12 protein-coding genes are annotated in these 11,615 nt (G+C 64.4%); 6 read left to right on the forward strand and 6 right to left on the reverse strand.

Annotated elements, in window-relative coordinates:
• Positions 1-38 precede the first annotated feature (38 nt).
• From fdhF to ACP92_RS07405, 3 genes are all read left to right on the forward strand, one after another.
• Positions 39-2,912: a formate dehydrogenase subunit alpha gene (gene fdhF, locus ACP92_RS07395; RefSeq protein ID WP_013233495.1), complete on the forward strand. Its 2,874-nt coding sequence runs from the start codon at positions 39-41 to the stop codon at positions 2,910-2,912.
• A gap of 73 nt (positions 2,913-2,985) precedes the next feature.
• Positions 2,986-3,828: a formate dehydrogenase accessory sulfurtransferase FdhD gene (fdhD, locus tag ACP92_RS07400; protein ID WP_013233496.1), complete on the forward strand. Its 843-nt coding sequence runs from the start codon at positions 2,986-2,988 to the stop codon at positions 3,826-3,828.
• A 91-nt stretch (positions 3,829-3,919) separates the two neighbouring features.
• On the forward strand, positions 3,920-4,147 hold the full coding sequence (locus ACP92_RS07405; RefSeq protein WP_013233497.1) for a formate dehydrogenase subunit delta: 228 nt from the start codon (positions 3,920-3,922) through the stop codon (positions 4,145-4,147).
• A gap of 100 nt (positions 4,148-4,247) precedes the next feature.
• Here ACP92_RS07405 and ACP92_RS07410 read toward each other — a convergent pair whose 3' ends face one another.
• Complete coding sequence (locus ACP92_RS07410; RefSeq protein WP_013233498.1) at positions 4,248-4,748, reverse strand: flavin reductase; 501 nt, start codon at positions 4,746-4,748, stop codon at positions 4,248-4,250.
• A gap of 216 nt (positions 4,749-4,964) precedes the next feature.
• On the opposite strand from ACP92_RS07410, the gene ACP92_RS07415 reads away from it, so the two are divergent.
• The 3 genes from ACP92_RS07415 to ACP92_RS07425 all read left to right on the forward strand — a co-directional run bounded on the left by ACP92_RS07415 (position 4,965) and on the right by ACP92_RS07425 (position 7,357).
• Entirely contained in the window at positions 4,965-5,900 is a 936-nt protein-coding gene (locus tag ACP92_RS07415; RefSeq protein WP_013233499.1) for a LysR family transcriptional regulator, read from the forward strand.
• Between the two features lie 88 nt (positions 5,901-5,988).
• Complete coding sequence (locus ACP92_RS07420) at positions 5,989-6,918, forward strand: quinone oxidoreductase family protein (protein ID WP_013233500.1); 930 nt, start codon at positions 5,989-5,991, stop codon at positions 6,916-6,918.
• Between the two features lie 115 nt (positions 6,919-7,033).
• Positions 7,034-7,357: an antibiotic biosynthesis monooxygenase family protein gene (locus ACP92_RS07425; RefSeq protein WP_013233501.1), complete on the forward strand. Its 324-nt coding sequence runs from the start codon at positions 7,034-7,036 to the stop codon at positions 7,355-7,357.
• 33 nt (positions 7,358-7,390) lie between these two features.
• Here the strand turns inward: ACP92_RS07425 and ACP92_RS07430 are convergent, their stop codons facing one another.
• The 5 genes from ACP92_RS07430 to ACP92_RS07450 form a co-directional block, all read right to left on the reverse strand.
• Entirely contained in the window at positions 7,391-8,203 is an 813-nt protein-coding gene (locus ACP92_RS07430) for an alpha/beta fold hydrolase (RefSeq protein ID WP_013233502.1), read from the reverse strand.
• Positions 8,204-8,248: 45 nt separating this feature from the next.
• Positions 8,249-8,812, reverse strand: a complete 564-nt coding sequence (locus ACP92_RS07435; protein ID WP_013233503.1) for a nuclear transport factor 2 family protein — start codon at positions 8,810-8,812, stop codon at positions 8,249-8,251.
• Between the two features lie 116 nt (positions 8,813-8,928).
• Positions 8,929-9,747, reverse strand: coding sequence for an ABC transporter permease (locus ACP92_RS07440; RefSeq protein WP_041310420.1), 819 nt, complete (start codon positions 9,745-9,747; stop codon positions 8,929-8,931).
• Positions 9,744-10,541, reverse strand: coding sequence for an ABC transporter ATP-binding protein (locus tag ACP92_RS07445; protein WP_013233505.1), 798 nt, complete (start codon positions 10,539-10,541; stop codon positions 9,744-9,746). The genes ACP92_RS07440 and ACP92_RS07445 overlap by 4 nt, the downstream gene beginning before the upstream one ends.
• A 3-nt stretch (positions 10,542-10,544) precedes the next feature.
• Positions 10,545-11,504, reverse strand: a complete 960-nt coding sequence (locus ACP92_RS07450) for an ABC transporter substrate-binding protein (protein WP_013233506.1) — start codon at positions 11,502-11,504, stop codon at positions 10,545-10,547.
• Positions 11,505-11,615: the final 111 nt, after the last annotated feature.

Here is an 11,615-nt window from a genome sequence, read left to right on the forward strand (position 1 = left end):
TAGCGAACCAGCGAATCAGCGAATGCAAGGAGTTGCACATGAACCAGCTCAATGAAACGGATTACGGCACCCCCGCGCGTGCCTCGGACAACATGGTCACGCTGGAGATCGACGGCGTGGCAGTCACCGTGCCGGCCGGCACTTCGGTCATGCGCGCCTCGGTCGAGGCCGGCATCAACGTGCCCAAGCTATGCGCCACCGACAGCCTGGAACCTTTCGGTTCCTGCCGCCTGTGCCTGGTGGAAATCGAAAAGGATGGCCGCAAGATGAAGGGCTATCCGGCTTCCTGCACCACGCCCTGCGAGCCGGGCATGAAGGTGCAGACGCAGACCCCCAAGCTGGCCGAGATCCGGCGCGGCGTGATGGAACTCTACATCTCCGACCACCCGCTGGATTGCCTGACCTGTCCCACCAACGGCAACTGCGAACTGCAGGACATGGCCGGCGTGGTCGGCCTGCGCGAAGTGCGCTACGGCTACGAGGGCGAGAACCACACCAAGATGAAGAAGGATGAATCCAATCCCTACTTCACCTATGATCCTTCCAAGTGCATCGTCTGCAACCGCTGCGTGCGCGCCTGCGAAGAAACCCAGGGCACGTTTGCACTGACGATCAACGGACGCGGTTTCGAATCGCGTGTGTCGGCAGGGCAGATGGAAGCCTTCATGGAATCCGAATGCGTCTCCTGCGGCGCCTGCGTGGAGGCTTGCCCGACTGCCACCCTGACGGAAAAGACCGTCATCATGCTGGGTCAGGCCGAGCACAGCAAGGTCACCACTTGCGCCTACTGCGGCGTGGGTTGTTCCTTCAAGGCCGAGATGAAGGGCAATGAAGTGGTGCGCATGGTGCCGTACAAGGACGGCAAGGCCAACCAGGGCCACTCCTGCGTCAAGGGCCGTTTCGCCTGGGGTTATGCGACCCACAAGGACCGCATCCTGAACCCCATGATCCGCAAGAGCATCAACGACCCCTGGCGCGAAGTCTCGTGGGAAGAAGCGCTGTCCTATGCGGCCAGCGAATTCCGCCGCATCCAGGCCAAGCATGGCAAGGACTCCATCGGCGGCATTACCTCCTCCCGCTGCACCAATGAAGAAACCTATCTGGTGCAGAAGCTGGTGCGCGCCGCCTTTGGCAACAACAACGTCGATACCTGTGCGCGCGTGTGCCATTCGCCGACCGGCTACGGTCTCAAGCAGACCCTGGGCGAATCGGCCGGCACCCAGACCTTCGAATCGGTGATGAAGTCCGACGTCATCCTCATCATGGGCGCCAATCCGGCGGCCGGCCATCCGGTCTTTGCCTCGCAGATCAAGCGCCGCGTGCGCCAGGGCGCCAAGCTGATCGTGATCGATCCGCGCACCACCGAGATGGTCAAGTCGCCGCATATCCAGGCCGACTATCACCTCAAGCTGCGCCCCGGCACCAATACCGCCATCATCACCGCACTGGCCCACGTGATCCTCTCCGAGGGCTTGCAGGATGAAGCCTACATCCAGGAACGCTGCGACCTGCAGTCGTACCAGGACTGGAAGGAATTCGTCCTGCGCGAAGACAATTCGCCCGAAGCCATGGCTGCCATCACCGGCGTGCCCGCCGAGATCATCCGTGGCGCGGCTCGCCTGTACGCCACCGGCGGCAATGCCGCGATCTACTACGGCCTGGGCGTGACCGAGCATGCGCAAGGGTCGACCACCGTGATGGGCATTGCCAACCTGGCCATGTGCACCGGCAATGTCGGTCGCGAAGGCGTGGGCGTGAACCCGCTGCGGGGCCAGAACAATGTGCAGGGTTCCTGCGACATGGGTTCCTTCCCGCATGAACTGCCGGGCTATCGCCACATTTCGGACTCCACCGTGCGCAACCAGTTCGAGCAGGCCTGGGGCGTGACGCTGAACCCGGAGCCGGGCCTGCGCATTCCCAACATGTTCGATGCGGCCCTCGACGGCAGCTTCAAGGGCCTGTATTGCGAAGGCGAGGACATCGTGCAATCGGACCCGAATACCCAGCACGTCGCTGCGGCCCTGCAGGCCATGGAATGCATCGTGGTGCAGGACCTGTTCCTCAATGAAACGGCCAAGTATGCGCACGTCTTCCTGCCCGGTTCGTCCTTCCTGGAAAAGGATGGCACCTTCACCAACGCCGAGCGCCGCATCTCGCGCGTGCGCAAGGTGATGCCGCCCAAGGCCGGCAAGTCCGACTGGGAAGTCACGGTGGCGCTGGCTGAAGCGCTGGGTTACCCGATGCCGTACAATCACCCCTCGGAAATCATGGATGAGATCGCCGCCCTGACGCCCAGCTTCCATGGCGTGAGCTACGACAAGCTGGAAAAGCTCGGCAGCATCCAGTGGCCCTGCAACGAGTCGGCTCCGGAAGGCACGCCCATCATGCACGTGGGCAGCTTCATCCGTGGCAAGGGCAAGTTCATCAACACGCAATACTTCGCCACCGATGAGAAGGTGACGCAGCGTTACCCGTTGATCCTGACCACCGGCCGCATCCTGTCGCAGTACAACGTGGGCGCGCAGACGCGCCGCACCGAGAACTCGCAATGGCACAGTGAAGACCGGCTGGAGATCCACCCGCACGATGCCGAGGATCGTGGCATCCGCGAGGGCGACTGGGTCGGTGTGGAGTCGCGCGCAGGCCAGACCGTGCTACGCGCGACCGTGACCGAGAAGGTGCAGCCGGGGGTGGTCTATACCACCTTCCACTTCCCGGAATCGGGCGCCAACGTGATCACCACCGACAACTCCGACTGGGCCACCAACTGCCCCGAGTACAAGGTGACGGCGGTGCAGGTGATGCCGGTGACGCAGCCCTCGCAATGGCAGCAGCATTACCAGCGCTTCAACCGCGAGCAGCTCGATCTGCTCAAGGGCCAGGCGCAGGCCGAGCCCTTGGTGACGAAGTAGGCAGCGCAGCCCTGGCGGGCTCGTGCTGCCATGATTTCCGCAGACACGAGCCCAACCTATCCAGCAGGACAGCATGAACACCAGCAAGCCCAGTAGCCCCCTCATCGATGACAGCACCGGCGACTACGCCACCTTCACCCACGTGCAGGTGGATCGCTGGCGCGACGGCCAGCGCGAGACCGTGGAGGATGTGGTCGCCGAGGAAGTCCCGATCGCGCTGGAATACAACGGCATCTCGCACGCCGTGATGATGGCTACGCCCGCCGACCTGGAAGATTTCGCGCTGGGCTTCTCGCTCACCGAAGGCATCCTGGCCGACCCCAGCGAGCTGTATGAATGCGAGATCGTGCCCGGCTGCGAAGGTGTGCAGGTCCAGATGCGCATTGCCACCGAGCGCTTCGTGGCGCTCAAGGAAAAGCGCCGCAACCTGACTGGCCGCACCGGCTGCGGCCTGTGCGGGGCCGAGACGCTGGAGCAGGCGGTACGTCATCCGCAGGCGGTGCAGGGCGGAGCTTCGTTCTCGGTGCAGCAGGTGCATGCGGCCTTCGAGCAGATGCAGGCGGGGCAGCAATTGCAGCAGGCCACGGGCGCGACGCACGCGGCGGCGTGGATGGACGCCTCCGGGCGCATCGTGCTGGTGCGGGAAGATGTGGGTCGCCACAATGCGCTGGACAAGCTCATCGGCGCATTGGCGGAAGAGGGCGAGGACTTTGCCCAGGGCGCGGCCATCATCACCAGCCGCGCCAGTTACGAGATGGTGCAGAAGGCCGCCACGGTGGGCATCAGCTTCATCGCCGCCGTCTCGGCCCCGACCGCGCTGGCCATCAGGCTGGCCGAAGAGACCGATGTGACGCTGCTGGGCTTTGTGCGCAAGCAGGGGCATGTGGTGTATGCACGGCCGCATCGCCTGCGATGAATTGCGGGCCTGGGCGAATCGATTGTTGGACTGATGGATTGGTGGACTGACGGATTGACGGATTGACGAACAGAGCAGGAGGAGACCCCCTATGAATACCGAACACCTGGTCAAGATGGCCAACCAGATTGGCAGTTTCTTTTCCACCATGCCCGACCGCGATCAGGCCATCGCCGACCTGGCCACCCATCTCAAGCGCTTCTGGGAGCCGCGCATGCGCAAGGCCTTCCTGGAACATATCGAGAAGACGCAAGGGGCGGGTGTGGACGCCATCGTGCTCGAGGCGGTCAATCGGCATTTGCAGCAGTTGGCGGTGTAGGCCGGCTGCGTTCTTGCTGTTCCACCGAAACCGCTCAGCTTGCTGGGCGGTTTTTTCTTGCGTGACTTACCGCATTTGCGCGTGGGCAATGCGGTGGCTTTCATGCTGCTACTGCCACCCCCGCCGCAATCCGATGAAACCTGCGCCCGAAGTAAGCCAGTCCATCGGCCTGCGCCGCCGCCAGGCGGATATGCCGGATCTCCACGAACAGCACGCTATGCGTCCCCGTCTGCTGCTGCAACACGATATCCCCTTCCAGCACCGCCAGCGCATCCGGCAGCACCGGCTGGCCGTAGTCACCCATCTCCCAGCGCACCTGCGCCATGCGTTCCTCGGCGGCCAGCCCGGTCATGCCGGCGATGATGCGCGCCACGTCTTCGTGATGCGCGGCCAGGATGTTGATGCACAGGCGGCCATTGCCAACGAGGATAGGATGCGCTGCGCTGCTGACGTTGATGCAGACCAGCACCGTGGCCGGCTCATCCGAGACCGAGCTGACGGCGCTGACCGTCATCGCCGCACGGCCTGCGGGACCGTCGGTGGTGATGATGTTGACGGCCGCCGAGAGGCGCGCCATGGCGTCGCGAAAGTCTTGCTTCATGGTAGGTCCATCCAAAAATGAGGTGACATCCGGCACCAGGCTTCGTATCCTTTGCGCCATTACTGACACTATGACTAGCACCATCAGTAGCGCCATCCGGCGCAGGCCGGCCAGCCGGTGAGAGGGAGAACGCAGTGCTTGCAACAGCCTGCGTCCTGGGATGAACAATAGACCCTGAGCAAATCACGGGTCAAATGATTGTCTGGAATGTTCCGCATGAAGCAAATGAATATCGCCGCAGCCGACCTGAACCTGCTCAAGACCTTCATCGTCATCTGGGAGCTGCGCAGCCTCACCGCCGCCGCCGAGCGCCTGCACCTGACGCAGCCGGCGGTGAGCCATGCACTGCGCCGCCTGCGCGAGATGTTCGATGATCCGCTGTTCGTGCGCAGCACCAGCGCCATGGTGCCGACCGAAACGGCCATTCGCCTGCATGAGCCCATCGCACGCGCGCTCGACATCCTGCAGGAGGCCTTGCACACCCACGCACAGTTCGACCCGGCCACGGCCACCCGCACCTTCCACCTGGTGATGTCGGACATGTCGTGCAGCCACGTGCTGCCGCTGCTGATGGAAGAGCTGGCCCATGCGGCGCCGCATGTGTCGATCGAGGTGCAGCAGATGGCCATGGAAAACCTGGGCGCAGCCATGCGCAATGGCGACGTCGACCTGGCCTTCGGCTACCTGCCCGGCCTGCCGGAAGACTGCCAGAGCCAGCTGGTGCTCTATGACGATTACATCTGCATGCTGCGTCGGGAACATCCGCTGGCGCAGGGACCGCTGACGTTGGAGAACCTGCTGCAGTTGCGCTACGTCTACACCGTCACCAATACCACCGGCCACCAGTTGGCCGAGGATGTGCTGCGCAATGCGGGCGTGAAGCGCGACGTCGCGCTGCGCATGCCGCACTTCACGGTAGCGCCGCAGATCGTGCGCATCACCGACCTGGCGCTGTTCCTGCCGCGCAGCATCGCCGAGCGCAACAACCTCGACCATGCCTTCGTGCTGCTGGACCTGCCGTTGGAGATGCCGCGCATTCCGGTAAGCATCTACACCCACACGCGCTTCTCGGGCGACACCGGCATCCAGTGGCTGCGCAGCTTGCTCATCGAGATGTTCGGGCGCGGCAGCCATGATGATTGCGCCCGATAGGGCGCATCAGTTGCGTTGATTTGACCATCGGCAAGGCTGCGTCGACACTACAGGGCCGACTGATTTTTCCGCCCCCGCCATCCCCATCATGCGCGCCATCTGCTATCACCAGTACGGACCGCCTTCCGTACTCCATCTGTGCGACCTCGATGAACAACCCTTGCCGCCCGGACATGTGCGCGTGGCCATGCAGGCTGCCGGCGTGGCGCCCGTGGATACCAAGCTGCGCGCGGGCCGGCTGCAACATCTGGTAGCGCTGGACTTGCCCAAGGTGCCGGGGCGCGATGGTGCGGGCGTCATCACGGCGCTGGGCGAAGGCGTGCACACACTGCAAGTCGGTGAGGCGGTGTGCGTCATGCCGTCCATGGCGGGACGCGGCACGACGCTGGCCGAGCTGGTGCTGCCGCAGGAACAGGTGGTGCGCAAGCCCGATGTGCTGTCCATGCAGCAGGCCGCTGCACTGCTGCAGCCGGCTTGCAGCGCCTGGATTGCGTTGATGCAGACCGCTCCCATTGCGGCCGGCATGAAGGTCTTCATCCATGCGGGTTCGGGCGCGGTGGGCAGTCTCATGGTGCAGCTGGCGGCGCACCTGGGCGCCGAGGTGACGGCGAGCTGCCGCAGCAGCAATGTCGAGTATGTGGCCGCGCTGGGCGCCTCGCGTGTGCTCGCTTATGACCGCGATGAGCTGGGCCGTGTGCGCGACCAGGATGTGGTGATCGATCTGGTGGGCGGGGCCGCGCACGACCAGTCCTATCGCATGCTGCGACGGGGCGGGCAGTTGGTCTGGCTGGTGGCCGCACCGATACGGGAGCGGGGCGAGGAGTTCGGTGTCTCCGTCAGGCGTGCGCTGATCGTGGAGGATCAGTCCATCTTGCAACAGGTGGCGGCGCTGGCGCAGCAAGGCGTCTGGCGGCCTGCCGTAAGCGGGGTGTTGCCGATGCAGGAGATTGCACGGGCGCACCAGAGGATAGAGGCAGGCGAGGTCACGCGCGGGCGGCTGGTGCTCGATATCGGGTAGCCGGAGGCTGGCGTTGCAGCCAGCGCAGGTGCGTGAAAACCGTCACAATGACGCCCTCGGGCGGGAGCGCACGCAGCGTTCCCCGCCGCCGATCCTCATTTCCTGGAGCCAGACCATGCGCATTGCCGCCACCGGAGATCTTCCCTATTACGCCGTCATCTTTACTTCGTTGCGCACCGAGGGCGATCATGGCTACGGCCAGATGGCCGAGGCGATGGTGGAAGCAGCCTCGCGCCAGCCCGGCTTCCTGGGCGTGGAATCGGCGCGCGAAGAGCTGGGCATCACCGTGTCCTACTGGTCCAGCCTGGAAGCCATCGCCGCCTGGAAACGCGACCTGGATCACCAGATGGCCCAGCGCCTGGGCCGCGAGCAGTGGTACCAGGCCTACAAGACGCGGATCTGCAAGGTCGAACGGGACTACGCTTTTTCCCGCGATTGAATCCCATGGGGCCTGCGCCCCAGCGCCTGCCCTTCAGCAAACGCGTTGCAGGAAGGTCATGACCGCCTGGGCAAACTGTTCAGGCATCTGGTCGGGCATGGGCACCATGCCTTCTTCCAGCGTCTGCAAGCGACTCCCCGCAATGGCCTGGGCGATGCGCTCGCCATAGGGCGCGGCGTGCGGATCGCGTCCGGCGCGCAGCACCAGGGTGGGAGCGCGCACCAGTCCAATGCGTTCTTCCATCAGGTAATTGCGCACCACCACGTGGCCGTGGGAGGCCATCGGTCCCGCCTTGATCGCATCGACGATGAAGCGCGAGAGCAGGTCGGTATCGCCCGCCGGATAGTAGGGCTGGCGGCGCTGCCACAATTCCTGCAGATGGCCGCCATCCTCACGTACCGGCACATCGTCAATGGTGCGCTTGCCCGCGTGAGCAGTGCGGCGGGCGGCATCGTTGAACGGGCAGGATGACAGCACCAGCGCCGCCACCCGATCAGGCGCTGCCGCTGCGATCTCCATGGCCGTGACGGCGCCGGTGTGATGGCCGACCACGGCGGCCTTGCCGATCTCCAGCTGATCCATCACCTCCACCGCCAGTTGCGCCCAGCGCTCGATGGAGTGCTCGTGCAAAGCGGGCCTGCAGGAATCCCCAAAGCCCGCCGTATCGAGGGCGAGCGCGCGGTAGCGCTGTCCCAGCAGGGGCAGCACGTCACGAAACTCGTCCCAGGAACGGGGCGTCTGGTGCAACAGCAGTACCGGGAAGCCCTCGCCAGCGCTGGCCAGGTGCAATGGGCCGGCGCTGGTGGCGACGAACTGGCGGCGGATGGCGGGAGGCTTGGGATGCATCGGTATGAATGACGCTAACGCGCTGGATGATATTGATATAAAAAATTAGTCTTTCATCAGCACCGAATAGCTCGGCACATTGTTGGCCCAACCCGAGGTCAAGGGCGCGACGAAGACATTCTCGGTACGGGTGCGGGCGATCTTCCAGACGCCATCGACCTTCTTGAACAGGTTGTTGAGCCGGCTGGAACGCAGCAGCGACGAACCATCCCCGAAGATCCACGGCTGGCAATGCACCCACTGGCCATCTGCCTGCGTGCATTCGGCGTTGACGTGGATCTGTTCCGAGGTGAGGTAATGCACGTTGAGCAGCAGCGCCGGATCCTTCTTCTGGCCCCAGAAGGCCTGGAAGTGCTTGCGGATGGCGTCCTTGCCGACGGCCTGGCCGAACTGGCCTTCGTAGTAGGCGCCCACGCCTTCCCAGATGGCGTCTTCGGCATAGAGTTCGAGGATCTTCTCGATGCGCTCGGCATCATCGGCCACCGGTTCGGGGCAGGGCGTGTCGCACAGGAACATGTAGCGGGCCTGGATGCGGCGGATGTCGGCTTCGGCGTCGAGCACGTCGAGGCGGCGTTTGAGTTGCAGGATTTCCTGGTGGAGATCGGTCATGGTGAAGTGTCTCTGTCTTGTTGATGAAGATAAGTCCGACCGCCGGCTTGCGCCGGCGGTCAGCAGTGACGATGCAGTGATGCGGCGATGGGAGCAGACCCGCCGCATGCTGGCGGTCAAAGATAGCGCGCCAGCAGCTTGCGGGTCGCTACGCGCAATACGCGGTCGAACAGGTAGCCGAGGATGCCCAGTGCGATGATGCCCACGAACACCCACTCGGTGCGGCTGAAGTTGCGCGCTGTCCAGATCAAGGCGCCCAGTCCTTCGCGGGCCGAGACGATCTCGGCCGACACCACGGTGAGGAAGGAATTGCCCATGGCGATACGCGCACCGGTGACCATGAATGGCACGGTCGAGGGCAGGATCACGGTGCTCAGGATCTTCCACTGTCCCGCCCCCAGCGAGGCGGCCGCCCGCAGGCGCAGCGGGTTCACCGCCTGCACGCCGGCAATGGTGTTCAAGGTGACGATGAAGACGGTGGTATAGAAGATCAGTGCGATCTTGGACAGCTCGCCCGGGCCAAGCCAGATCACCGCCAGCGTGACGAAGGCGATGGGCGGGATGAAACGGAAGAACTCGATGTACGGATCGAGCAACTGCCGCACCGTTTCAAAGCGGCCCATGAAGATGCCCAGCGGCACTCCAATCACCACCCCCGCGCCCCAGCCGGCCAGGATGCGGCCGGAGGAGGCCAGCACCGATTGCTGCAGGGTGCCGTCGCTGATCAGCTCCAGCGCCGCCGCCCAGGTCATCGAGACGGATGGCAGGAACAGCGGCGAGGTGGTCAGCGAGACCAGTTGCCACAGCACCAGGCCGCCGACGATGGCGATCACCGAGATCAGGAAGGGCCGGGCGGCTTTCAGGCGACGGCCCAGGTTGGATGGCATGGCCGACTCTTGCGCCGTCGGCGTGGCTGTCTGTGTGTACTGCGTCATTTGACTGATTCCTCTTCGAGCAAACCTTGGGCGCGCAATACGCGCGTGACTTCTGCGCCGATGTCGTCGCGGATGCGCGCATACAGCGCCATGCAGGCCGGATCGGCCGGATCGCGTGGATGCGGCAGGTGCACTTCTTCGATGGTCTTGATATGGGCGCGTGGACCGGCGGTCATCGTCACCACGCGATCGGCCAGGAGGATGGCTTCCCAGATGTCGTGGGTGACGAAGACGATGGTACAGCCGGTGCTTTTCCAGATGCGGTCCAGCTCGCTCTGCAACACCTCGCGGGTCTGCGCATCCAGCGCGCCGAAGGGTTCGTCCATCAAGACCACTGAAGGCTCATTGACCAGCACCCGCGCAATCTGCGCACGCTGGCGCATGCCGCCCGAGAGTTCGGCGGGGAACTTGTCGATGGCGTGCTTCAGACCCACCAGCGAAACATAGCGCTCGGCCGCGGCGCGCCGCTCGGCGCTGGCGACGCCGCGCAGCTTGAGGCCGTACTCGACGTTCTCGCGCACGCTCAGCCAGGGGAACAGCGCCTCCGATGACTGGAACACCACACCACGGTCCAGCCCCGGACCCTTGACGCGCTTGCCGTCCACGCTGATCTCGCCGCTGACATCCTGGAAGCCGGCAATGGCGTTGAGCAGGGTGGACTTGCCGCAGCCCGAGGGGCCGAGCAGGCAGACGAATTCACCGGCGCGGATATCGAGATCGATGCCGGCCATGATGTCATTGCTGCCAATGGTGAGGCCCACCCGCTTGAGGGAAACAGAAGATCCATGCGCCATGGCTCACCCCTTGTAGAAGCCGCGTTGCAACACCTTGCCCATGTCCACCGGAGCCTTGATGGCCTGGCGCGACAGCAGGAATTCGCCGATCGCGTTGGCGGTGGCCAGGTCGGTATCGCTGAAGTCGCGCACCACCGGTTCCATATCCTTGAGCGAATTGAGCGTCTGCGGGATCGGGATGCGGGTGATGGCCTGCACCGACTGGGCCGCGCGCGGCGGGTCCTTGCGGGTGATCTCGGCGGCTTCGGCCAGGGCCTTGAGGATCCTGCCGGCCACCTCCTTGTTGGCCGCCAGCCAGGGGGCGGTGGCCGAGAGCCAGAGCGTGCTGGTATAGCCGACATCGCCGCAGGTCATCAGGATATGGCCGCCTTGCTGCACACCCAGCGTGGGCCAGGGTTCCCAGACGAAGTAGGCGTCGATGTCGCCGCGCGCCAGCAGGGCCGGCAATTCTGGCGGGCCGGAGCGCACCATCTCGATCTTGCTGGCATCGAGCTTTAGCTGGCGGATGGTCAGGCCGGTGACGTATTCCGAGACCGAGCCGACGACGATGCCGAATTTCCTGATCTTGTCGGCCGTGGCGATGTCCTTGCGCGCCACCAGTTTCAAGTAGGTGCGTGACTGGTAGGTCACGGCCAGCGGACGCAGTTCGGCGCGCGCCAGGCGCACGATGTGGGTCGGTTCTCCCGCGCAGCCCAGATTGACCTGGTTGGCCACCAGCGCATTGAGCGCTTCGCCGCCGTCGGTATAGGACTGCACGCTGACGTTGGGCGCGCCGTACTTGGCGAAGAGCTTTTCATTGGCCGCCACGAAGAAGGCGGTAAACACCGGGTCGGCGCCCACGCCGATGGTCACGGGTGCGCCTTGCGCCAGGGCTGGCACGGCAGGCAGGGCGCCGGCGGCGAGCATGGAAGCCGCGCCCAGCAGGAGCTTGCGGCGATGGGGCGAGGGAGTGGAATGGGTCACGAGCTTGGTCCTCTTTGTCAGTGGGTGGAACGCCAGTGGAGATGGCGGGGGACAGCAACTACAGAGCAGCACATGCAAAACAGGGATGTCTTGCGCCGCTGGGGGGAGGCG

It is taken from the genome of Herbaspirillum seropedicae (assembly GCF_001040945.1).
In the GTDB taxonomy this organism is placed as follows: domain Bacteria; phylum Pseudomonadota; class Gammaproteobacteria; order Burkholderiales; family Burkholderiaceae_D; genus Herbaspirillum; species Herbaspirillum seropedicae.